This window comes from Chelatococcus sp. KU-N122, from assembly GCF_055391085.1.
The window spans coordinates 8,485,338-8,506,391 of record NZ_AP043981.1 but is presented as its reverse complement, the minus strand read 5'-3'; the positions used below and the strand labels follow the sequence as shown (position 1 = coordinate 8,506,391).

21 protein-coding genes are annotated in these 21,054 nt (G+C 70.3%); 13 read left to right on the top strand and 8 right to left on the bottom strand.

Going from position 1 to position 21,054, the window contains the following annotated elements:
• Nucleotides 1-46 precede the first annotated feature (46 nt).
• A complete protein-coding gene (mutL, locus tag ACZ5PO_RS38285) occupies nucleotides 47-1,906 on the top strand; it encodes a DNA mismatch repair endonuclease MutL (RefSeq protein WP_464188430.1) in 1,860 nt (619 codons plus the stop codon).
• A gap of 350 nt (nucleotides 1,907-2,256) precedes the next feature.
• On the opposite strand, the gene rsmD is transcribed toward mutL, so the two are convergent.
• Nucleotides 2,257-2,823, bottom strand: a complete 567-nt coding sequence (gene rsmD, locus ACZ5PO_RS38280; RefSeq protein ID WP_464188428.1) for a 16S rRNA (guanine(966)-N(2))-methyltransferase RsmD — start codon at nucleotides 2,821-2,823, stop codon at nucleotides 2,257-2,259.
• Nucleotides 2,820-4,823, bottom strand: coding sequence for a pseudouridine synthase (locus tag ACZ5PO_RS38275; RefSeq protein ID WP_464188426.1), 2,004 nt, complete (start codon nucleotides 4,821-4,823; stop codon nucleotides 2,820-2,822). Before ACZ5PO_RS38275 ends, rsmD begins: the two co-directional genes overlap by 4 nt.
• A gap of 63 nt (nucleotides 4,824-4,886) precedes the next feature.
• Here ACZ5PO_RS38275 and ACZ5PO_RS38270 point away from each other — a divergent pair, with 63 nt between their 5' ends.
• The gene (locus ACZ5PO_RS38270) at nucleotides 4,887-5,351 is read left to right on the top strand and encodes a nucleoside deaminase (protein WP_464188424.1); all 465 of its coding nucleotides are present in this window, start codon (nucleotides 4,887-4,889) and stop codon (nucleotides 5,349-5,351) included.
• 43 nt (nucleotides 5,352-5,394) lie between these two features.
• Here ACZ5PO_RS38270 and ACZ5PO_RS38265 read toward each other — a convergent pair whose 3' ends face one another.
• The 3 genes from ACZ5PO_RS38265 to ACZ5PO_RS38255 form a co-directional block, all read right to left on the bottom strand.
• On the bottom strand, nucleotides 5,395-6,096 hold the full coding sequence (locus tag ACZ5PO_RS38265) for an HAD family hydrolase (RefSeq protein ID WP_464188422.1): 702 nt from the start codon (nucleotides 6,094-6,096) through the stop codon (nucleotides 5,395-5,397).
• Complete coding sequence (locus tag ACZ5PO_RS38260; RefSeq protein ID WP_464188419.1) at nucleotides 6,096-7,001, bottom strand: alpha/beta fold hydrolase; 906 nt, start codon at nucleotides 6,999-7,001, stop codon at nucleotides 6,096-6,098. Before ACZ5PO_RS38260 ends, ACZ5PO_RS38265 begins: the two co-directional genes overlap by 1 nt.
• 85 nt (nucleotides 7,002-7,086) lie before the next feature.
• On the bottom strand, nucleotides 7,087-8,358 hold the full coding sequence (locus ACZ5PO_RS38255) for a hemolysin family protein (RefSeq protein WP_464188417.1): 1,272 nt from the start codon (nucleotides 8,356-8,358) through the stop codon (nucleotides 7,087-7,089).
• Nucleotides 8,359-8,678: 320 nt separating this feature from the next.
• On the opposite strand from ACZ5PO_RS38255, the gene ACZ5PO_RS38250 reads away from it, so the two are divergent.
• From ACZ5PO_RS38250 to ACZ5PO_RS38240, 3 genes are all read left to right on the top strand, one after another.
• On the top strand, nucleotides 8,679-9,182 hold the full coding sequence (locus ACZ5PO_RS38250; protein WP_464188415.1) for a hypothetical protein: 504 nt from the start codon (nucleotides 8,679-8,681) through the stop codon (nucleotides 9,180-9,182).
• 258 nt (nucleotides 9,183-9,440) lie between these two features.
• Nucleotides 9,441-10,259, top strand: a complete 819-nt coding sequence (locus ACZ5PO_RS38245; RefSeq protein WP_464188413.1) for a tyrosine-protein phosphatase — start codon at nucleotides 9,441-9,443, stop codon at nucleotides 10,257-10,259.
• A gap of 46 nt (nucleotides 10,260-10,305) precedes the next feature.
• Nucleotides 10,306-10,776, top strand: a complete 471-nt coding sequence (locus tag ACZ5PO_RS38240) for a hypothetical protein (RefSeq protein WP_464188411.1) — start codon at nucleotides 10,306-10,308, stop codon at nucleotides 10,774-10,776.
• 151 nt (nucleotides 10,777-10,927) lie between these two features.
• On the opposite strand, the gene ACZ5PO_RS38235 is transcribed toward ACZ5PO_RS38240, so the two are convergent.
• The 3 genes from ACZ5PO_RS38235 to ACZ5PO_RS38225 form a co-directional block, all read right to left on the bottom strand.
• Nucleotides 10,928-11,149, bottom strand: coding sequence for a hypothetical protein (locus tag ACZ5PO_RS38235; protein ID WP_464188409.1), 222 nt, complete (start codon nucleotides 11,147-11,149; stop codon nucleotides 10,928-10,930).
• Between the two features lie 101 nt (nucleotides 11,150-11,250).
• Entirely contained in the window at nucleotides 11,251-12,621 is a 1,371-nt protein-coding gene (locus tag ACZ5PO_RS38230) for a glutamate--cysteine ligase (protein WP_464188408.1), read from the bottom strand.
• Between the two features lie 351 nt (nucleotides 12,622-12,972).
• Complete coding sequence (locus tag ACZ5PO_RS38225) at nucleotides 12,973-13,761, bottom strand: 16S rRNA (uracil(1498)-N(3))-methyltransferase (protein WP_464188406.1); 789 nt, start codon at nucleotides 13,759-13,761, stop codon at nucleotides 12,973-12,975.
• A 270-nt stretch (nucleotides 13,762-14,031) separates the two neighbouring features.
• On the opposite strand from ACZ5PO_RS38225, the gene ACZ5PO_RS38220 reads away from it, so the two are divergent.
• The 8 genes from ACZ5PO_RS38220 (at nucleotide 14,032) to ACZ5PO_RS38185 (ending at nucleotide 21,044) form a co-directional block, all read left to right on the top strand.
• Nucleotides 14,032-14,532 (top strand): hypothetical protein, encoded by a 501-nt coding sequence (locus ACZ5PO_RS38220; RefSeq protein ID WP_464188403.1) that lies wholly within the window; start codon nucleotides 14,032-14,034, stop codon nucleotides 14,530-14,532.
• Entirely contained in the window at nucleotides 14,529-15,506 is a 978-nt protein-coding gene (gene ubiA / locus ACZ5PO_RS38215) for a 4-hydroxybenzoate octaprenyltransferase (protein ID WP_464188401.1), read from the top strand. Before ACZ5PO_RS38220 ends, ubiA begins: the two co-directional genes overlap by 4 nt.
• 141 nt (nucleotides 15,507-15,647) lie before the next feature.
• On the top strand, nucleotides 15,648-16,448 hold the full coding sequence (locus ACZ5PO_RS38210) for an inositol monophosphatase family protein (RefSeq protein ID WP_464197216.1): 801 nt from the start codon (nucleotides 15,648-15,650) through the stop codon (nucleotides 16,446-16,448).
• 127 nt (nucleotides 16,449-16,575) lie between these two features.
• Nucleotides 16,576-16,812, top strand: coding sequence for a DUF4170 domain-containing protein (locus ACZ5PO_RS38205; protein WP_464188399.1), 237 nt, complete (start codon nucleotides 16,576-16,578; stop codon nucleotides 16,810-16,812).
• A 200-nt stretch (nucleotides 16,813-17,012) separates the two neighbouring features.
• The gene (gene msrP, locus ACZ5PO_RS38200) at nucleotides 17,013-17,957 is read left to right on the top strand and encodes a protein-methionine-sulfoxide reductase catalytic subunit MsrP (protein WP_464188397.1); all 945 of its coding nucleotides are present in this window, start codon (nucleotides 17,013-17,015) and stop codon (nucleotides 17,955-17,957) included.
• A 62-nt stretch (nucleotides 17,958-18,019) separates the two neighbouring features.
• Nucleotides 18,020-18,604, top strand: coding sequence for a protein-methionine-sulfoxide reductase heme-binding subunit MsrQ (msrQ, locus tag ACZ5PO_RS38195; RefSeq protein ID WP_464197214.1), 585 nt, complete (start codon nucleotides 18,020-18,022; stop codon nucleotides 18,602-18,604).
• 401 nt (nucleotides 18,605-19,005) lie between these two features.
• Entirely contained in the window at nucleotides 19,006-19,758 is a 753-nt protein-coding gene (locus tag ACZ5PO_RS38190) for a lysophospholipid acyltransferase family protein (protein ID WP_464188395.1), read from the top strand.
• The gene (locus ACZ5PO_RS38185) at nucleotides 19,755-21,044 is read left to right on the top strand and encodes a 3-deoxy-D-manno-octulosonic acid transferase (RefSeq protein ID WP_464188393.1); all 1,290 of its coding nucleotides are present in this window, start codon (nucleotides 19,755-19,757) and stop codon (nucleotides 21,042-21,044) included. The genes ACZ5PO_RS38190 and ACZ5PO_RS38185 overlap by 4 nt, the downstream gene beginning before the upstream one ends.
• Nucleotides 21,045-21,054: the final 10 nt, after the last annotated feature.

The window sequence follows — 21,054 nt, the reverse complement described above, 5'->3', positions numbered from 1 at the left end:
GACTCGGCGGGCCGCGCCGAAGCCGTGATCTTCGGAGCAGCCATTCTTGAAGCAGGTATTGGCCGTCCGTCGCCTCGATCCCGTGCTGGTCGACCGCATCGCCGCCGGCGAGGTGGTCGAGCGGCCGGCTGCGGCGGTCAAGGAGCTGGTCGAGAACGCGCTCGACGCCGGTGCCGGCGCCATCGAGGTGGTGATTGACGCGGGCGGCCGCCGGCTGATCCGCGTCAGCGACGACGGCGTCGGCATGGACGCCGACGATCTGGCGCTGGCGGTGGAGCGGCACGCCACCTCCAAGCTGCCCGACGGCGACCTGTCCGCCATCGCCACGCTCGGCTTCCGCGGTGAGGCGCTGCCGTCGATCGCGGCCGTCGCCCGGCTGACGCTGACGAGCCGCACGGCGGAGGCGCCGAACGGCTGGCAGATCGTCGTCGACGCCGGCAGCAGGGGGCCGGTCAAGCCGGCCGCCGCCGTGCGCGGCACGCAGGTCGAGGTGGCCGGCCTGTTCCAGGCCACGCCGGCGCGGCTCAAGTTCCTCAAGACCGACCGGGCCGAGGCGCAGGCGGTGGCCGACGTGGTGAAGCGCCTCGCCATGGCCCATCCGGCCGTCGGCTTCACCTTGGCCGGCGATCATCTGACGCCCCTGGCGCTGCCGCCCGAGCGGGGCGACGACGCGCTGCTGGCGCGCCTGGCGCGCCTGCTCGGTCCGGATTTCGCGCCCAACGCGATCGCCATCGACGCGGTGCGCGAGGGCATCGGGCTCGTCGGCCATGCCGGCCTGCCCACCTACCACCGCGGCAGCGCCGCGCACGTGCACCTGATCGTCAACGGCCGGCCGGTGCGCGACAAGCTGCTGCTCGGCGCCGTCAGGGCGGCCTATGCCGACGTGCTGCCGGCGGCCCGCCATCCGGCGCTGGTCCTCGCCATCGCCTGCGATCCCCGGGTCGTCGACGTCAACGTGCATCCGGCCAAGACCGAGGTGCGCTTCCGCGATCCCGGCCTGGTGCGCGGCCTCGTCGTCGGCGCGCTCAAGGAGGCCATCACGCGCGCCGGCCACCGGGCCTCGACGGTCGGCGGGCTGCGCACGCTCGACGCCATCCGCAGCCTCGGCGGCCGGGTGAGCCCGAGCGTGGCGCGGCCGGCCAATTTTTCCTACCGTCCCACCTCCGCCGCAGCTCCGCCGGCGGACTGGCAGGCGCCGAGCGGCTTCGGCGAGCCGGCGCCGACGGCCTACCAGGCACAGAACGGGCTCCCGGGCCTGGCCGAGCCGTCGGCCGACGCCCGCGCCGCCTGGTCCGAGCCGGCCGGCGGCGATGGGCCCATGGAGCAGCAACCCCTCGGCGCCGCCCGCGCCCAGGTGCACGAGACCTACATCCTGGCGCAGACCGCTGATGGTATCGTCATCGTCGACCAGCACGCGGCGCACGAGCGGCTGGTCTACGAGCGGCTGAAGGCGGAGCGGGCCGGGCGCGGCATTGCCCGCCAGCTCCTGCTGGTGCCGGAGGTGATCGACCTCGACCCGGTCGAGGCCGACCGCGTGGTGGCCGCGGCCGCCGACCTGGAGCCGCTCGGCCTCGTCGTCGAGAGCTTCGGCCCGGGCGCCGTGTGCGTGCGCGAGGTGCCGGCGCTCATCGCCCGCGGGGATGTGCGCCGCCTGGTGCGCGACGTGGCCGACACACTGGCCGAATGGGGCCATTCCAGCGCGCTCGAAGAACGCCTCGACCATGTGCTGGCCACCATGGCCTGCCACGGCTCGGTGCGCGCCGGCCGCCGGCTGAAGCCGGAGGAGATGAACGCGCTGCTGCGCGAGATGGAGGCAACGCCGCTCTCCGGCCAGTGCAACCACGGCCGCCCCACCTACGTGGAGCTCAAGCTCACCGACATCGAGAGACTGTTCGGCCGGCGGTAGAGGACGTCAGCCCGTCCTGCTCGACAATGCGGATGATGCACGCTGGAGGCCGCGATGGTTTGGCGGCAGCAAGGCCGTCCAGGTGCCGTGGGACGACGTCGAGATCGATTCGACCGACGAAGAGCTCTTGGTTCGGTCGAAGAGAGATAAAAAAGCCCACGTGGCGCTGTCGTACGAGAGGCACGACAACGTCACCATCCTGGAGAACATGATCCGGAAGTTCTTCGACAGCGGCAAGTCGAAGCCGAGCGAACTGCTCGATTGACACGCCTATAGTGGTGGACGGGCGCGCTATGACGTGTCGCAGAGCCGCCCGACCGAAGAAAGCGGATGCAAACGACTTGGACTTTTCAGCCCTCGTCGGTCGTCATGCGCCCGAACGCCACTGTCGTCTCACCGTAGTCGCGACGCTCCAGCTCGGCAAAGCCGTCGGGCCAGGTGAAGCCTGAGCCCTCGGCCTCCTCAACGACGATGATGGCATCGGGGCGGAGCCAGCCGCCGGCGAGCGCGCTGGCGAGCGCCTGCTCGGCCAGCCCCTTGCCGTAGGGCGGGTCGCAGAACACCAGCGAGAAGGGTGGCACCGGGGCGGCGGGGCCGAGGCGGGTCGCATCACGCCGGAACAGCCGCGTGACGCCGCCGAGCCCGAGCGCGTCCACATTGGCGCGAATCAGGCTGCGGGCCTCGGCCGCCTGGTCGACGAAGAGCGCGAAGGCGGCCCCCCGCGAGAGCGCCTCGATGCCCATGGCGCCGGTGCCGGCGAACAGGTCGAGCACGCGCACGCCGACGGCCGCATCGTCATAGGCATGGGCCAGCACGTTGAAGATGGTCTCGCGCAGCCGGTCGGAGGTCGGCCGGATGGCGAGCGACTTCGGCGCCGCGAGCGAGCGGCCCTTGAAGGCGCCGGCAACGATTCTCACGGGCGGCGCGGGCCCGAGCGCGGTCCGGGCTTGGGCCCGCGGCCAGGGGCGCTGCGGGGGCCGCGCGGGCCATCGCCGTGCCGCCCTGGCGGGCCGTCGCGGCGGGGCCCCGAGCCTCGCCCGCCGGCACCGCGCGGCGGTCCGGACCGCGACGCGCCCGGCCGGGCCCCGCCCTCTCGGGGCGGTCCGGCGGGCCGAGATCCCGGCCGCGTCGGACCGTGGCCCGGCGGGCCCGAGCGCTGCGGCCGCTCGGCGTCCGACCAGCGCCTCGGCCGATCACCACGCTCGTCGAGGCCGGCCGCGGGGCGCTTGTCCCGCCCGGCCTGCTCGTCCCGGCGCTCATGCCGCTTGCCGCCCGCCTGCCGATCGTCGGCGCCCGACGCGCCGTTACGGTAACGGCCGCGCGGTGCATCGAATCGCTTGCCGCCGTCACGTCCACCGGGGCGCCCGCTTGAGCCACCTCTTGGCGCATCGCCGCCCCGCTCCGGTGCGGGGCGCCGCATCGGATGCTCTGGCTGCGGGCTGAACTTGCGGGGGCGGCGTTGCGGCTTCTCCTGCGTCTGCGCCGGAGGGGCGGCGACGACCCGCTCGACCAGCACGCTGCGGCCGTCCGGCCGTGCCACGCGGCCGGCGCGCACATGCCCGCGCGCTGCACTCTCCGTGCGCGCCGCCTTCGGGTCCTCGCCGCGCCGCGGCTTTCGCGTGCCGCTGCCGCGGGCGAGCTCGGCCTCGTCGTCGCGCCAGATGCTGCGCTTGGGCTCGAGCGGATGGCGTCGCGACGGGGCGGCCGGTGCGTGCTGCGGCGGCGCTCCGCGCCCGGGGGCGGCCTCGTCGGCACGGCGGGGCCGGCTCGACGCGAAGCCGCCGCGCTCGCGTTGCGCCTCGCGCTCGCCGCGCGGACGGCCGCGATCATCACGGCTGCGATCATCTCCACGGCGATCATCTCCACGGCGATCATCTTGGCGACGATCATCTTGGCGGCGGCCGTCGGTCTGGGCGACGGGGCGCGGGACCGCGCGTTGAGCCGTGCGGTGCGGTGCGGCCGCAGCCGGCTCGCGCTCCTGCAGGGGCGAGACGAAGTCGACGCCGGCGCGCTTCGCCAACTCGTCGCCGAGCTGCTCGCGCAGCACGCGGGTGCTCACCTCCTCGACCGTGCCCTCCGCCATATCGCCCAGCTGGAAGGGGCCGAAGGAGAGGCGAATCAGCCGGTTCACCTGGAGCCCCAGATGCTCCAGCACCCGCTTCACTTCACGGTTCTTGCCCTCGCGCAGGCCGATCATCAGCCAGACGTTGTCGCCCTGCTGGCGCTGGATGCTGGCCTGGATCGGTCCATAGTGCATATCGTCGACGGTGACGCCGCCGGCGAGCCGCTCCAGCGCATCCGGGCTCACCGCACCGAAGGCGCGCACCCGGTAGCGCCGGAGCCAGCCGGTGTCCGGGTGGGCGAGGACCCGGGCCAGGCCGCCATCGTTGGTCAGCAGCAGCAGGCCCTCGGTATTGATGTCGAGCCGGCCGATGGAGATGACGCGCGGCATATCCGGCGGCAGCCGGCTGAAGACCGTCGGCCTGCCCTCCGGGTCATGCTTGGTCGTCACCAGGCCCGCCGGCTTGTGGTAGAGCCAAAGGCGCGTGCGCTCACGCGCCGGCAGCGGCTGCCCGTCGACCGTGATGTGGTCGCCGGGCCCGACGTTGACCGCCGGGGATTGCACCGTGCCGCCGTTGAGCGTCACGCGGGCGGCGGCGATCATGTCCTCCGCGTCGCGGCGCGAGGCGACGCCGGCGCGGGCGATGACCTTGGCGATGCGCTCGCGGCCGTCGTCCCGCTGGGGCGGATCGGCCGCCGGCCGCCGGGCCGGCCGCGGTGGCTTCTTGCCCGCCGATGGCCGCCCGCCGCCGTCGGCGGCGCCTTGCGGCCGCCGTGGCGGACCGCGGCGGTCGTCGCGGTTTTTCGGGGGAGGGCCCTTGCGAGCCGGACGATCTTTGTCCGTTCTGTCGCTCATGCCCGCCTGATAGCAGAGGTCGGAGAGCTAAGCGAGGAATGCATCCGATGCGGACCATGGACGATGCGTGACGACGGCCAGCCGACCGAGGAGCGGCCGATGCAGGCGGCGCTCGCCGAAGCACAGGCGGCGGCGGCGCGCGGCGAGGTGCCGGTGGGCGCCGTCGTGGTCAGGGATGGCGAGATCATCGCCCGCGCCGGCAATCGTCCGCGCGAGCTCATGGATCCGACCGCCCATGCGGAGGTTCTGGCCATCCGCGCGGCGGCGCAGCGGCTCGGCAGCGAGCGTCTGATCGGCTGCGACCTCTACGTGACGCTGGAGCCCTGCACCATGTGCGCGGCGGCGATCTCCTTCGCCCGTATCCGCCGCCTCTACTTCGGGGCCGAGGATCCCAAGGGCGGGGCCGTGGCGCATGGCGTGCGCTTCTTCTCCTCGCCCAACTGCCACCACGCGCCCGAAGTCTATGGCGGCTTTGCCGAGCGGGATGCGGCGGAGCTGCTGCAGCAGTTTTTTCGCGAGCGGCGGTAGATGGGGTGACTGCGGCGGCCGGCGGCGCACGTCAGCGGAGGCGCTATCCATAGCTCCGAACGAAGGCCGCAGCGATCATCTCCACCTCTGCCCAGGACCGAGCCAGGTGGACCGCGCCGGCTTCATGCAGTTTCAAGTCGTGGCCGTCGCGAATGTGAGAGGCAGCACAAAGGCCTATCGCCGTCATGCCGGCTGCTACGGCCGCCCTGATCCCGCTCGCGCTGTCCTCGATGACGAGACATGCGCTTGGATCGACGCCGAGCCGGCTCGCCGCCAGCAGGAAAATGTCCGGATGCGGCTTGCCGCGCGCGACCATGTCGGCGCTGAAGACGTTGCCGGCGAATTCGTCCTCCAGGCCGAGGATCGACAGACAAAGTTCTAGCCGGTCAGCCGAGCTCGACGAGGCGATGCAATGAGGGACACCGCTGAATTTGCGGATGAAAGCGCCAGCGCCTCCGACCTCCTGCAAGTCGGAGCGAAATCGATCCAGGGTCGCCTGCTGGAGGCGTTCGGCGAAGCCTGCCGGGAGCGGCGCTCCCGTGTCCACTTCGATGGCCGCCATGGCCTCGGCCCAGCGACGGCCGCTGTAGCGGGCGAGCGCGTCGTCCAAGGTCGTCGGGGCGCCGAGCGCGCTGACGAACTCGGCGAGCACGGTATTGGCCAGGGCCTCGCTATCGGCCACGACGCCGTCGAAATCGAAGATCAGCGCAGTCGATACCTGTCCCTGAAACGCCCGTGCTCGCATCACGTCGTCAGGAACGGCAGCACCGCGTCGAGCGTGCCTTGCGGGTTCTCTTCGGCCAGGAAGTGACCGGCCTTGACCGGGGCGCCGGAGGCGTTGGGCGCGAAGGTCGCGCGCCAGGCGTCGAGCGGGCCGGTGCCGGCGGCGGCGATGCCGGCCTCGCCCCAGACCACGTGCGTTGGGCAGCCGATGGTCTTGCCGGCGTCGCGGTCGGCCCGGTCGCAGGCGAGGTCGGTGGTGGCCCCCGCGCGGTAGTCCTCGCAGCAGGCGTGGATGCGGGCCGGATCGTCGAAGAACGCGGCGTAGTGAGCCAGCGCCGGCGCTCCGAAGGCGTCGAGCGTGCCGCCGGCGGTCCAGCTGGCGAGGGTGTGGTCGAGGTAGAAGCTGGCGTTGGGGCCGATCAGGCGCTCGGGCAGCGGCTCCGGCTGGGCCAGGAACATCCAGTGATAGGTGCGCATGGCCCGCTTGGCATCCATGCTGTCCCACATCACCTGGGTCGGCACGATGTCGAGCAGGACGAGCTTGGCCAGCCGGCCGGGATGGTCGAGCGCCAGCCGGTAGCCGACACGCGCCCCGCGGTCGTGCCCCATGTAGGCGAACTGCGCATGGCCGAGCGCGCTCATCACGGCGATCACGTCCTTGGCCATCTCACGCTTGCTGTAGACGGTGTGATCCTTGTCGCTGCGCGGCACGTCGGACCAGCCGTAGCCGCGCAGGTCGAGGGCGACCACGTGGAAGCGCTCGGCGAGCTTCGGCGCGATGCGGTGCCACATGACATGTGACTGCGGATAGCCGTGCACGAGGACCAGCGGCGGTCCATTGCCGCCGGAGCGGGCGAAGATGCGGCCGGCGGCCGCGTCGATCCAGTGGGATTGGAAGCCCGGAAACAGATCCGCGAGATCAGCCATGGTCGATCCTCCCTCCCAGGAGCCGCTCTGGCTCCTTGTCTTAGCACCGGACCCAAAACCGGCGTCCACTTTTGGGGATCATGCTCTAGAGGCGGGTTGCCAGCACCTTGTCGACCCGCCGGCCGTCCATGTCGACCACCTCGAAGCGCCAACCGAGCGCATCGATGCATTCGCCTGTCGCCGGCAGACGCTGCATGGCGGCGATGACCAGGCCGGCGACAGTGTCGTAGTCCCGCTCCTCGGGCAAGCCGACGCCGACGATGTCGGCCATTTCGTCGGCGGGCAGGGAGCCGGCGAGCAGCCACGAGCCGTCCTCGCGCTGGACCGCGCTGTCGTCCTCGGGCTCGTCCGAGCGGAAGGCGCCGACGATCGCCTCCAGCGCATCGGCCGGCGTCACGATGCCCTCGAAGTGGCCGTACTCGTCGTGGACCAACGCCATGGGCACCTCGGCATGTTGCAGCGCTTCCAGCACGCTCAGTGCATCCAGCGTGTCCGGCACCACGGGGGCGGCCCGCAGATGGCCGCGGACATCGAGGGGATGGCCGGCGAGCACCCCCGCCAGGAGGTCACGCACGGTGACGACCCCGACGACGTCGTCCGGATCCTTGTCGATCACCGGCAGGCGCGAATGCGGGCTCGCCTCCACGCTCGCGCGCATCGTCGCCTCGTCGTCGCTGAGATCGAGCCAGTCCACATCGGTGCGTGGCGTCATCAGACCGCGGACGGAGCGGTCGCCCAGCCGCAGGACGCCGCCGATCATGCGGTGCTCCGCAGGCTCGATGACGCCGGCCGTCCGCGCCTCCGCCACGATGGTGCGGATCTCCTCTTCGGTGACCGCCGCGGCAGAGGTGGCCTTGGAGCCGAGGACGCGCATGATGGCCTGCGTGGCGGAATCCAGGACCCAGACGAGGGGGCCGGCGGCCACGGCGAGCGCGCGCATGGCCGGCGCCATGGTGCAGGCGATGCCTTCGGGATTGCGCAGCGCCAAGTGCTTGGGCACGAGCTCGCCGATGATCACCGACAGCAGGGTGATGGCGCCGATCACCACGCCGTAGCCGACGGGTTCGGCGAGGTGCTGGGATATCCCTTGCGCGGCAACGGACTGACCGAGCCGCTGGCCGAGCGCCGCGCCCGAAAACGTGCCCGCGAGGATGCCGACCAGCGTGATGCCGATCTGCACCGTCGAGAGGAAGCGTCCAGGCTCCTCGGCCAACGCCAGGGCTGCCGCAGCGCCCGGCCTGCCCCGCTGGACCAGGGCCTTGAGCCGCCCCTTGCGGGCCGAGACGACGGCCAGTTCGGAGACAGCGAAGAGCCCGTTCAGGACGATCAGGAGCGCCGCAATGACGAATTCGAGCACGGATCATGTCAGGCCGGCCCATCGACTGGGCGGCCGCTCCCTTCGCAGGCGCGAACCATGGGCGCTCGGCGGCCTCAAATCAACCGTGGGCTTCAATTGGGCGAGGCCACCCGACGGCGAAGTGCCTCCCAGACTTGACAGTCCGCTGTCGTGGATGTTCATCTTTCGTTCATGCGGGCCGCCGCAGTTTGTCGTCAGATGGTGGGCCGCGGCGTTGGCCGTTGCCGCCTTCTGTGGGCGATGTAAGTTTCGCCAGCCGGCGCCATCGAGCGGCCTTGTTTCCGGGGCGTGCCGGCCGCTCCAGAGCGTGGGGATGTGAGATGAAGATGCGTATTGCCGGAGTTGGCTCGACCATGCTGGCGGGCGCCATGCTGGCCGGGGCCATGTTTGCCGCGGCGTCGCCCGCGAGCGCGCTCACCATGCAGGAATGCAGCGCCAAGTATAACGCCGCCAAGACCGCCGGGACCCTCGGCAGCCAGAAGTGGAACGACTTCCGCAAGGCCCAGTGCGGCGAAGGTGCGGCGGCTGCGCCTGCGGCAGCTCCTGCCGCGGCCCCCGCGGCGGCCGCGCCTGCGACGACGGCTCCCGCAGCGGCTCCGGCTGCCGCAGCCGCACCAGCGGCCGCGCCGGCCGCGGCCGGCAGCGCCGTCTTCCCGTCGGCGATCTCGACCAAGTATTCGAGCGAGACGCCGGCCAAGCAGCGCATGCACACTTGTCTCGACCAGTACAACACCAACAAGGCCAGCAACGGCAATGGCGGCCTCCGGTGGATCCAGAAGGGCGGCGGTTATTACAGCGAGTGCAACAAGCGGCTGAAGGGCTGATACGGCTTACGATCGACCTGTCGACACAGCCATCGTGACGAGAATGGGGGCGCCCTGCGGCGCCCCCACGCATTTTGGCCGGATCGGGCCGCCGCGCTCATCCCGTTGTGGGTGCGGCGCATGGCGGCGGGGGCACGCGGCGCCGCGGACATGCCGGCCATGAGCCGCGACGGCTTGAGCGCGCCCGACTTTCGTCTATAGACCGGCCAAAAGCTTGCATGGCTGGTGCGGCTTGGACGATCGGGAGGCGGCTCGCTCATGACGCAGAATGAAACGGGCGCGGTACGGACGGTGCCGCCGGGCTGGACGCGGGTCCATGCCTTCGACGCGATCTCCAATTTCCGCGACTTCGGCGGCTACCGGGCAACCGACGGCCGCGAGGTGGTGATCGGGCGCCTGTTCCGGGCGGCGAACCAGGCGCTGGCGACGGATGCCGACCTGACGCGGCTCGCGGCGCTCGGCCTCGATGTGGTCGTCGACCTGCGCCGGCCCACCGAGCGCGCCGGCCAGCCGTCGCGGCGCCCGGCCGGCTGGCTGGCCGAGGTGATCCAGAACGATTTCGGCGATGAGCCCGAGCCGCCGCACATCACGTTCCTGCGCCAGGGCGACCTTTCTCCCGAGACCATCGAGAGCTATCTGCAGGGCTACTACCGCGCGGCCTTGTTCGAAGAGCGGCATGTGGATCTGTTCAGCCGCTGCTTCGCGGCGCTGAAGACCCTCGACGGCGCCATCCTCATTCATTGCGCCGCCGGAAAGGACCGCACCGGGCTCCTGGTCGCCCTGATCCAACAGGCGCTGGGCGTCCATCGCGACGATGTGATCGCCGATTATCTGCTCACCAACGCAACCAGCCTCGTCGCCGACCGGATGGACACCGTGCGCAAGACCCTGGCGGACGGGCTTGGCCGGGATGTCCCGGAGGCGGCGGTCCGGGCCTTCCTGGGCGTCGAGGCGCGCCATCTGGACACGGCGTTGCGGACAGCGACGGAACGGTTCGGCTCGATCGACAACTATCTCCGCGAGCTCAAAGTATCCGCGGCCGATCAGCAGGCGCTCGTCGAGCGCTTCACCATCTGATCTGCTATGCTGCGATGCAGGTGTGGGGCGGGCGTGCGTTGAGGCGATGATCGAGCAGGTCTTCAGCAGGAGCAACCGGGACAAGCTTGGGCTGACGTGGAAGGCCTGGGCGATCATCGCCCTGATTGCGGCGGTCGCCGCCGCCGGCGTATTTGCGCTGGACAACGCGGTCGACGACACGCCGGTCTCGACGACGCCGACCCGCGAATTGACCGCCGGCGAGCAGGCGGCCCTCATCAAGGCGCTGTCGCCGGGGCTCAACGAGCCCTCGACCGTCCAGTGGCGGTGGCTGCCGCTCAGCACCAAGACCTTCGCAAAGGGCCAGGGGCGCTATTGCGGCTATCTGAACGCCAAGGATTCCTTCGGCAAGGAGCTCGGCTTCCAGCCGTTCCTGTCCGCGGTGACCACCGCTCACGGCCACATCAATTCCGGCGAGCTGGCGCTGCTGGCGACGGACGACGAGGCGCTGCAGACGGTGAAGCGCATGTGCGCCCAATCCGGCTACGAGATTCCCTGACGGCGGGCTCTCGAGTCGGGCTTTGGCCGAGGCTCGCGTATCTATGCCGAGAGATTTTAGCTCTTTGAGCTGATGGACGGCCGGACGCGACCCGGCCATCCATCGACTTAAGCAATGCACCGTGTGGGGCTGACTCAACCCGCCAAGATCTCTAGTTGCTGCCGCCGACCTCCTTGGCGAGCGACAGGAGATGCTTGGCTACGGCGCGGCTGACGTTGCGCTTGTACTTGCGATGGACGAGCTGGCCGTTGTGGTAGATGTCGTGCTCGACGTAGAGGCGCTCGCCGTCCCAGCGCAGGATGTTGTCGGTCTCGGTCGTTTCGACCACACCCAGGCCTTCGATGAATCGGCCTTCGATCGGCTTGTCGAGCATGGCGTCCCTCTCCCTGGAGTGCCTTGTTTGTCGCGCTGCGGCCGCGCCGCTCCGGAGCATGAGCCGACCGCTGTGCGCTGTCCATCCGATCGCCGGCAGGATCAGAACACGCAGTCCTCGAAGGCGGGCAGAACCGATCCGCCCCAGGCGCCATGGTAGGCGGCAAGCCAATGCTCGGCCGCCGAGCGCTTGTCGGCGATGATCGCCTCGAGCGGTTCCACGTACACGCTCTCGTCGCGACCGACGTGGTCGAGCCGGTTCCGCGCGGCAAGGCCGCGTCGCGCAAGCGCCACCGCGTCGCGCGCGATGTCGTGGACGCTACGCCCGCCGACGGCGGCGTCGAAGCCCAGGCGCGGCACGTCGTCCCGCAGTTGCTGGCGCTCCGCCGCGGTCCACGCCTTGGCCAGGTCCCAGGCCGCATCGAGGGCGTCGTCGTCGTAGAGCAGGCCGGTCCAGAACGCCGAGAGCGCCACGATCATCGGCGTGGGCCCTACGTCGGCGCCGCGCATCTCCAGGAAGCGCTTCAGCCGCACCTCCGGAAAGATCGTCGACAGGTGGTTGGCCCAGTCGGCGAGCGAGGCCTTCTGGCCCGGCAGGGCCGCGAGCTTGCCGTCCAGCAGGTCGCGGAACGAGGCGCCGGCCACGTCCACGTAGGTGTCGCCGCGCTTGACGAAGTACATGGGGACGTCGACGGCATAGTCGACGTAGCGCTCGAAGCCCATGCCGTCCTCGAAAGCGAAGGGCAGCATGCCGGTGCGCGCCCGGTCGGTATCGCGCCAGATTTCCGAGCGCATCGACAGGAAGCCGTTGGGCTTGCCCTCGGTGAACGGAGAATTGGCGAACAACGCAGTGGCGATCGGCTGCAACGCCAGCGATACGCGCAGCTTCTTGACCATGTCCGCTTCCGACGCGAAGTCCAGGTTGACCTGGACGGTCGCGGTGCGGAACATCATGTCGAGGCCCAGCGTGCCTACCTTCGGCATGTAGCGGCGCATGATGTCGTAGCGCTGCTTGGGCATGATCGGCGTCTCCGCCCGGCTCCACAGCGGACTCATGCCGAGCGCCAGGAAACGGATGCCCAGCGGCTCGGCGATCTCCTTGAGCTGCGCCAGGTGAGCGTTGGTCTCGCAGGCGGTCTGGTGCAGCGTCTCCACCGCGGCGCCCGACAGCTCGAACTGTCCGCCCGGCTCCAAGGAAATCGCGCCGCCACCGGTGACGTCATAGAGGCCGATGGGGTGATCTCCCTCCACGATCGGCTGCCAGCCGAGCAGATGGCGCATGCCGTCGAGCAGCGCGCGGATGCCGCGCGGCCCTTCGTAGGGCACCGGGCGCGCGCCTTCCACGTAGAACGGAATCTTCTCGTGCTCGGTGCCCAGGCGCCACTCGGCCTTGGGCCGGCAGCCGCCTTCCATCCAGGCGACCAGCTCCTGGCGCGAGCCGATCGGCGTCGAGTCGGAAACGTCGCGCGCCATGTTCGCCTTTCCGAAGCGCCTGCGGCCACAGGCGGTGGGCCCGGCCCGCAAAACCGGACCAGGGGAGGAGTACATACGGGCCTTGCCGCCGGGCCGCAATCGGGCAGGCGGAGGTGCCGGCGGGCCTATCAGCCAATTGCGCGCAAGTACAAGAAGGCGGGGCGCAACGCAGCCCCGCGTGCTCCGCTTCAGCTTTGCGTGTCCGCGGTCGGGCCGCGCACCGCCTCGACCAGCGCAGCGCGACGATCGAGGCCGCGCGGGCGCCTTGCTTGGCGGTCCTTTCCGGCGACGCTCCGCCGCGGTCAGGCCGCCATGGTCCGGTGTCGGTGGCGGCAGGCCAATCGGGCGGCGTCAGGCGATCGGCTTGGCGCTCCAGTCCCCGAGCTTGGCCTGGATCAGCGCGAGCGCGGCGACGGCAGCCGTGTCGGCGCGCAGAATGCGCGGGCCGAGGGACAAGCTGATGACGTTGGCCCGTTCGGTCAGCAGCCGGCGTTCGTCCGGCGTGAAACCGCCCTCCGGGCCGATCAGCACGGCCAGCGGACCGGCGGGCGCCGCATCGAGGGCAGCCAGCGGATCGCTCTGCGGCGCTTCCTCATCACAGAAGATGAGGGTGCGCGCGGCTTCCAGATGGGTCAGCGCCTGCGGCAGCTTCTGCTCGCCGGCGATTTCCGGCACGGCGAGCAGGCCGCACTGCTCCGCCGCTTCGATGGCGTTGGCGCGCATGCGGTCGAGGTTGACCCGGCTCGCCTGGGTGCGCTGGGTGAACACCGGGAGCAGGCGGCTGGCGCCCATCTCGGTCGCCTTCTGGACCACGTAGTCGAGCCTGGCATGCTTGAGCGGAGCGAACAGGTAGTGCAGGTCAGGCCCGAACTGCTGGGGCCGCACCTGCGCCTCCAAGTCCAGGGTGACGCCGCTGCGCCCGGCGTCGGCGACCGTCGCCTTCCATTCGCCGTCACGGCCGTTGAAGACGAGAACCGCGGCGCCTGCGTCCAGACGCAGCACAGTCGCGAGGTAGTGGGATTGCTCCTTGTTCAAGCAGAGCGGGCGATCGGCATCGAAACCCTGCTCGACGAACAGCCGCGGCGCCCGCGCGGGGATGTCGGAGGGGGCGCTGGCGCCCCGAGTCTGGTCCTTCGGCACGGCTCGCTCCTCGGGCTCTGGCGGTATGGGCCGATATCTGCTGAAATAGCGCCGCTTGCGGACGCGCTTGATGCGGGCGGCCCGGCGGCTGAAGTGCGCCCCCGTCCGTGACACTCTGGCGACATCCAGACTGTGCGGGAGTTCGCCACATTTATGCTATAGCCGCGGTGACGACCATCACCGCCTGTGTTCGGGGTGTGTACGCCTGCCGGCCCAGGGCGCAAGGGCGCCCGGGTGGGGAGGCCGGCGAGAGACAGACGAGGACCGCATATGACTTCCTCCGCATGGCGCCGGTGGGCCGCCAGGGCAATTGCCGCGAGCGTGCTGGCCATGGCGGCCGCTGCGCCGGTGACCGCTTATGCTCAGGCCGCCGCGCCGGGGTGCGAAAAGATCCGCGGCTACCTGGAAGAGCGCAAGAATCTTGTCAGCCGTATCCAGGGCATGAGCAAGGGCGGCAAGAAGCTCGACGCCAAGAAGGCCTGCGGCATCTTCGGCCAACTCGCCAACAACGGTGTCTCGACCATCAAATGGCTCGAGTCGAACAAGGCCTGGTGCCAGATACCGGATCAGTTCATCGCCGGCATCAAGCAGGATAACGTCAAGGCCGTCACCATCCGTGGGCAGGCCTGCAAGGTCGCCGCCCAGATGGACGAGATGATGAAGAAGGCGCGCCAGCAGGCAGCCCAGGGTGGCGGCGGCGGCGGTCAGAGCGGGCCGCTCGGCGGGCCCGGGCTGACCGGCGAGATCAAGATCCCGCAGGGCGCTCTGTGAGCGCCGACAGGCCCGGCACCGGTTCCGATCTCCACACGTCCGCCGCCGCGACGGCGGCGCTGCCCGACGCGGCAGCCGGCCATTGGGTGGACACGGTCGCGCCGGCGCCGCTGCGCCCCTATCTCAGGCTGGCGCGCATCGATCGGCCGATCGGCTGGTGGCTGCTGCTGTTGCCGTGCTGGTGGTCCACGGCCGCCGCCGCCGTCGCCGGCGGCCGGTCGACGCCGGACCTCTGGCATCTGGCGCTATTCTTCGTCGGCGCGGTGGCCATGCGCGGCGCCGGCTCGACCTACAACGACATCGTCGACCGCAAGCTCGATGCCCAGGTGGCGCGCACGCGCCAGCGGCCGCTGCCCTCGGGCCAGGTGAGCGTGCGCCAGGCGATCGTGTTCCTGGCTCTGCTCGCGCTGATCGGCCTCGCCGTCCTGCTGCAATTCAACCGGTTCTCCATCCTCCTCGGCTTCGCCTCGCTCGTCATCGTGGCGGTCTATCCGTACATGAAGCGCATCACCTCGATGCCGCAGCTGGTGCTCGGCCTGGCGTTCTCCTGGGGCGGGCTGATGGGATGGGCCGCCGCCTTCGGTCGCCTGGATTGGCCTGCCGTGCTGATCTACGGAGCCGCGATCGCATGGACAGTCGCCTACGACACCATCTACGCCATCCAGGATCTGGAGGATGACGAGATCGTCGGCATCAAGTCGTCCGCCCGCTGGTTCGGCGCGAACACGCGGCTCGCGGTCGGCGTGCTCTTTGCCGTGACCGTGGCGCTGCTGCTGGTGGCGCTGCTGCCGATCCGGGCGGGGATTGCCTCCTATCTCGGGCTGGCGGGCTTCGCCGCCCACCTCGCCTGGCAGGTGCGCAGCATCGACACGGGCGATCCGCGGCGTGCCCTCATGCTGTTTCGGTCCAATCGCGACGCCGGGCTGATCCTGTTTGCGGGGCTGTGCCTCGACGCGCTGGTCAGCGCCGGTTGAGCCGCCGTCGGCGGCCCTCCATGATGAGGACACAGAGCCGGCTCATGGCGCGCCGTCGGCTCCCATAACGAACGTCCGCAGCCATGCGGCCATCCCTCGAGGTCTTCGATTTCCGCCTTCGCCTCCGACACCACCCTCGACCTGCACCGCGTCGTCCGGGATCTGCTGCACACGACGGCGCGCGAAGCTGCCGGCATCGCGCTTGCGGACTTTCGTCCGGGCGCCAAGACCAGCGCCCGCGTGCGCACCAAGGATGGCGGCTCGCCGGTGAGCGATGCGGACCTCGCGGTGGACCGCTACCTCCGGCAGGCGCTCGGCGCGGGATTGCCGCAGGCCGGCTGGCTCTCGGAGGAGACGGACGACGACCGGGCGCGGCTCAACGAGCGCCTGTGCTGGGTCGTCGATCCGATCGACGGCACCCGTGCCTTCATCGCCGGCGAGCGCAGCTGGACCATTTCCATTGCGCTCGTCGCCGACGGCCGGCCGGTCGTGGGTGTCGTGCATGCGCCGGCCCTCGACCTGTTCTACGAGGCGGCGGCGGGGAAGGGGGCGCTGCTCAACGGCCAGGCGATCGCCGCGTCCGGGCGGGCGCAGCTTGCCGGTGCGCGTGTCGCCGGCCCCAAGGGGCTGCTCGACATGCTCGAGCGCGAGGCCGGTACCCTGCTGCGGCTGCCGCGAGTACCGTCGCTCGCGCTGCGCCTTGCCCGCGTCGGCGAGGGCGAGATCGACGCGGGCCTGGTCTCCGCCAGCGCCTCGGACTGGGACATCGCCGCCGCCGATTTGATCATCCACGAGGCCGGCGGCCGGCTGAGCACGCTCGAGGGCCAGCCGCCCATCTACAATCTGCATGCGCCCGAGCACGATGTGCTGGTCGCCAGCGGCGCAGCCCTCCATCCGCAGACCCTGGCGACGCTCAACGAGGCGATGGGCCTTCGGCGCTGACAGCCGCAAAAAAATCGGCGAGCAGGGGCCGTCGACATGCGGCCGTCGAAAAGAGTCGGCATCGCTCTTGCTCCCCAGCCGGCCGGCGTGGCCGCTGGCGCGACGACGGTTCGAGATCGAGGGTGACATGACGACGAAGCCGACCCAACTGCTACATCTCGTTTTCGGCGGGGAGCTGACGCACCTCGACGGCACCGAGTTCCGTGATCTGAGCAAGCTCGACATCGTCGGCATGTACCCCAACTACGCCTCCGCCTTCGCGGCCTGGAAGGCCAAGGCGCAGGGCACCGTCGACAACGCGCATATGCGCTATTTCATCGTGCACCTGCACCGGCTGATCGATCCGGAGGCGACCGACGCCTGAGGCGGCGGATCGGCCGCGCTGCTCAACGCGATGTGATTGCGGTCGGTCGTTTTCAGGGCTGGACCGGCAGGCCCGCGCTGTAACGATTCACCGCGCGGCTGCGAATGTGAGCTGTGGGGATCGGCGGCGGCGCTCCAGGGCGCCGCCGAGCACGTCCCTCCGATTCGACCACGGCATGTTCCAGGAGGCCTGCAATGCACATGACCGGCAGAGATCCGCGACGGGAAGACCGTGTGGCCTCGTGCGAGATCACGCCCGCGGCAGCCGTCGTCGACCGCCGCAGCCTGATCGCCGGTGCCGCCGCCGCCGTGGCGCTGCCGGCCTCGGCCTGGGCCGACGCGCTCCGCGGCGCGCCGAGCCCGTTCTCGACCGACGACAAGCAGACCTCGCGGCAGGACGCGACGAGCTACAACAATTTCTACGAGTTCGGGACCGACAAGGGTGACCCCGCCGCCTATGCCGGGGCGCTGGTCACCAAGCCCTGGACGGTCAAGGTCGACGGCCTGGTGGACAAGCCAGCCGACTACGCGCTCGAAGACTTCGTCAAGCCGTTCGCGCTGGAGGAGCGGATCTACCGCCACCGCTGCGTCGAGGGCTGGTCGATGGTCATCCCCTGGCTGGGGTTCCCGCTGGCCGAGGTGGTCAAGCGGGCCGAGCCGTCGAGCGCGGCCAAGTTCGTGGCTTTCGAGACGCTCATGCGGCCGGAGCAGATGCGCGGCCAGCGCGGCTTCCTGCCGGTGCTCGACTGGCCTTATGTGGAGGGCCTGCGCCTCGACGAGGCCATGCACCCGCTCACCATCCTGGCGGTCGGCATGTATGGCGAGACGCTCCCCAACCAGAACGGCGCACCGCTTCGCCTCGTGGTGCCGTGGAAGTATGGCTTCAAGGGCATCAAGTCGATCGTGCGCATCAGCCTCGTCGACAAGCAGCCGCCGACGTCCTGGAACCGCCAGGCGCCCAGCGAGTACGGCTTCTACTCCAACGTCAATCCGACGGTCGATCATCCGCGCTGGAGCCAGGCGAGCGAGCGGCGCATCGGCGACGGCGGCCTGTTCGCCAAGCGGCGACCGACGTTGCCGTTCAACGGCTACGGCGAGCAGGTGGCGGGCCTCTACGCCGGCATGGACCTGAAGACGTACTTCTGATGGCCGTACCGGCTTCCGCCGCCCGGCGACCTGCTGGCGGCTCCACCCGCTCCTGGGCACCGATGGTCCCGCGCTGGATCGTCTATGTTGCCGGCTTCGTGCCGGCCGCGTGGGCCCTGTGGCTCGGGATCAACGACGACCTCGGTGCCGAGCCGATCAAGTCGCTCGAGCACGTGCTCGGCCTCTGGGCCTTGCGCTTCCTCCTGGCCGCCCTGGCGATCACGCCGCTGCGGCAACTGACCGGGGTCAATCTGCTGCGCTACCGCCGGGCCCTCGGCTTGCTCGCCTTCTATTACGCCGTGCTGCATTTTGCCGTCTATCTGGTCCTCGACCAGGGGCTCGACGCCGGGGCGATCGCGGCCGACGTGCTGAAGCGGCCCTATATCACCATCGGCCTTGCAAGCTTCCTCGTGCTGGCGCCGCTGGCGGCGACGTCGACCAACGGCATGATCCGCCGTCTCGGCGGCAAGGCCTGGGCCCGGCTGCATCGGTTCATCTACCTTGCGGCCGCGCTGGCGGCGCTGCATTTCGTGATGGTGGTCAAATCCTGGCCCACCGAGCCGCTGGTCTATGCCGCCGTCTGCGCGGTGCTGCTCGCCTGCCGGGCCTATCCCGCGGTGTCGCGGCGCGCCCGGCCGGGCGCCTGAGCACACCGCCCGACGCCCCCCGGCGTGCACGGAGACCACAAGTCCCATTGCGCACGCTTGCTTTTTCGGGCTGGGTCGGCGATTGCTGTGTCATCATTCGGCGACGCGCGGTCGCTGCGTCGGCTCTTGTAGGCCGACCGCACTTCAGCTTGACTGCAGGCTCGCGTCACCCATCCGGGCCTGCCCGCCGCCAGCCGCACTCTTGCTATGGATCACGGTCGCGACTTTGGATCTGCTGCATCCAACGTCGCCGTGGCCCAGGGAGCCGTTCCATGCCGCATGCATTTCGGGCCGCACAGGCCGTTTCCATTACAGGCCGAGGCCCGGTCTCGAGGTCCGCGACGTTGCCACAATCCGGACATGTTCGACTCGCTTCGTCCCGCTGATCGGGCGAATTGTCCATGAGCATCGTCAAGCGCATCGGTCGTTCACGCCCGGTCCAGGAAGCCCTGGGCTTTCTCCTGGCCCGCTATCTCGGCGTCGTCCATGCCACCAACCGGTTCGTGCTCGATCCCCCTGACATCTACGATCGCGTGGGTCCTCGCATGCCGGTCATTGCCGCCATGTGGCACGGGCAGCATTTCATGATCAGCTTCGGCAAACGGCCCCAGGACCCGGCGGCGGCCCTCGTGTCGCGCTCGGGCGACGGGGAGTTCAACGCCATCGCGCTCGGGCACCTTGGGGTGCGCGCCATCCGCGGCTCGGGCTCGCGGCGCGGCCAGGTGCGCGAGAAGGGCGGCGCCCGGGCGCTGCTGCACATGAAGAAGGCGCTGGATGGCGGCGAGATGGTGGTGATGACCGCCGACGTGCCCAAGGTGTCCCGGCGCTGCGGTATGGGCATCGTGACGTTGGCACGCCTGTCCGGCCGGCCGATCGCGCCGGTCGCGGTGGTGACCAGCCGCCGCATCGATTTCAAGAGCTGGGATCGCGCGTCCATCGGCCTGCCGTTCGGGCGCGGTGCCATCGTCATCGCCGAGCCGATCGACGTGCCGGCGGATGCGGACGGGGCGACGATGGAGCGCCTGCGGCAGGCGGTGGAGGACGGGCTCGACGCCGTTCACGCCCGCGCCTACGCGCTGGTCGGCGCCAACGATCCGGGGGCCAAGCCGCAGGTACGGACGATGGGCGAAACCGTCGTGGAGCGCTCGGCATGATCGAGCCGCCCTTCGCGCTGCGTCTCTACCGCTCCGGCATGGCCGCGCTCGAGCCGGTGGCCATGGGCATCCTCATGTACCGCAAGCGACGCGGCAAGGAGGATCCGGTGCGCATCCCGGAGCGGCGCGGCCATGCCGGCGTGCTGCGGCCACAGGGCCGGATCGCCTGGCTGCACGGGGCCAGCGTCGGCGAGTCGATCTCGATTCTGCCGATCATCGAGCGTTTGACGCGGCGTGGCTTCACCGTGCTGGTGACCTCCGGCACGCGCACCTCGGCCAAGGTGCTCGCGACGCGCCTGCCGCCCGGCGCCTTTCATCAGTTCGTGCCGCTCGACGTGCCGCGCTACGTGCGGCGCTTTCTCGATTATTGGACGCCGAATCTGGCGCTGATCGCCGAATCCGAGATCTGGCCGAACATGATCATGGAGCTGGAGGAGCGATCCATTCCGCTGATCGTGGTCAACGGCCGCCTGTCGGAGCGCTCGTTCCGGCGCTGGCAGAAGATGCCGCTGACGGCGCGGGCGATCCTGGAGCGGATCGACATCTGCCTCACTCAGACCAAGGCCGATGCGGAGCGCATGGCCCGGCTCGGGGCACCGCGGGTCACCGTGGCCGGGAACCTGAAGTTCGACGCGCCGGCGCCCCCGGCCGACGCGGCGACCCTGGCGATGCTCTCGGGCCTGATCAGCGGCCGCCCGGTGTGGATGGCGGCGAGCACCCACGGCGCCGAGGACGAGATGGTGTGCGCCGTGCACCGTAGCTTGGCCGCGCGCTTCCCCAAGCTGCTGACCTTCCTGGCGCCACGCCACCCGGAACGAGGCGAGCACGTGGCCGCCATCGCCGCCGCCGAGGGGCTGAACGTGGTGCGGCGCTCCTCCGGCCGGCCGCCGTCGCCGGACACCGACGTCTACGTCGTCGACAGCATCGGCGAGCTCGGCCTCTATTATCGTCTGGCGCCGATCGTGCTGATGGGCGGATCGCTGGTGCCGCACGGTGGCCAGAACCCGATCGAGCCGGCCAAGCTCGGTACGGCCATTCTGCACGGGCCCCACATTCACAATTTTGCCGACGTCTATGCAGCGCTCGATCGGGCCGACGGTGCGCTGCCCGTGTCCGACGCCGAAACGCTGGCGCTGGCCGTCGCCGCGCTGCTGAAGGACCATGCCCGCGTCCGCGCCATGGCGCGTTCGGCCACCGCCATCGTCGAACAGCACGGCGGCGCCCTGGAGCGCACGCTGCTCGCCATCGAGCCCTATATCCTGCAGATGGATCTGGAGCGGCTTTAGAGCGAGATGG

What these genes read in the sequence shown, in the direction of transcription:
- ACZ5PO_RS38230 (WP_464188408.1), bottom strand. Translation starts at nt 12,621, where the DNA reads ATGGCGCGCGACGTTTCCGACTCGACGCCGATCGGCTCGCGCCAGGAG.
- ACZ5PO_RS38220 (WP_464188403.1), top strand. Translation starts at nt 14,032, where the DNA reads ATGACTTCCTCCGCATGGCGCCGGTGGGCCGCCAGGGCAATTGCCGCG.
- ACZ5PO_RS38235 (WP_464188409.1), bottom strand. Translation starts at nt 11,149, where the DNA reads ATGCTCGACAAGCCGATCGAAGGCCGATTCATCGAAGGCCTGGGTGTG.
- ACZ5PO_RS38190 (WP_464188395.1), top strand. Translation starts at nt 19,006, where the DNA reads ATGAGCATCGTCAAGCGCATCGGTCGTTCACGCCCGGTCCAGGAAGCC.
- ACZ5PO_RS38250 (WP_464188415.1), top strand. Translation starts at nt 8,679, where the DNA reads ATGAAGATGCGTATTGCCGGAGTTGGCTCGACCATGCTGGCGGGCGCC.
- ACZ5PO_RS38245 (WP_464188413.1), top strand. Translation starts at nt 9,441, where the DNA reads ATGACGCAGAATGAAACGGGCGCGGTACGGACGGTGCCGCCGGGCTGG.
- ACZ5PO_RS38265 (WP_464188422.1), bottom strand. Translation starts at nt 6,096, where the DNA reads ATGCGAGCACGGGCGTTTCAGGGACAGGTATCGACTGCGCTGATCTTC.
- ACZ5PO_RS38240 (WP_464188411.1), top strand. Translation starts at nt 10,306, where the DNA reads ATGATCGAGCAGGTCTTCAGCAGGAGCAACCGGGACAAGCTTGGGCTG.
- ACZ5PO_RS38270 (WP_464188424.1), top strand. Translation starts at nt 4,887, where the DNA reads ATGCGTGACGACGGCCAGCCGACCGAGGAGCGGCCGATGCAGGCGGCG.
- msrQ (WP_464197214.1), top strand. Translation starts at nt 18,020, where the DNA reads ATGGTCCCGCGCTGGATCGTCTATGTTGCCGGCTTCGTGCCGGCCGCG.
- ACZ5PO_RS38185 (WP_464188393.1), top strand. Translation starts at nt 19,755, where the DNA reads ATGATCGAGCCGCCCTTCGCGCTGCGTCTCTACCGCTCCGGCATGGCC.
- ACZ5PO_RS38260 (WP_464188419.1), bottom strand. Translation starts at nt 7,001, where the DNA reads ATGGCTGATCTCGCGGATCTGTTTCCGGGCTTCCAATCCCACTGGATC.
- ACZ5PO_RS38205 (WP_464188399.1), top strand. Translation starts at nt 16,576, where the DNA reads ATGACGACGAAGCCGACCCAACTGCTACATCTCGTTTTCGGCGGGGAG.
- ACZ5PO_RS38275 (WP_464188426.1), bottom strand. Translation starts at nt 4,823, where the DNA reads ATGAGCGACAGAACGGACAAAGATCGTCCGGCTCGCAAGGGCCCTCCC.
- msrP (WP_464188397.1), top strand. Translation starts at nt 17,013, where the DNA reads ATGACCGGCAGAGATCCGCGACGGGAAGACCGTGTGGCCTCGTGCGAG.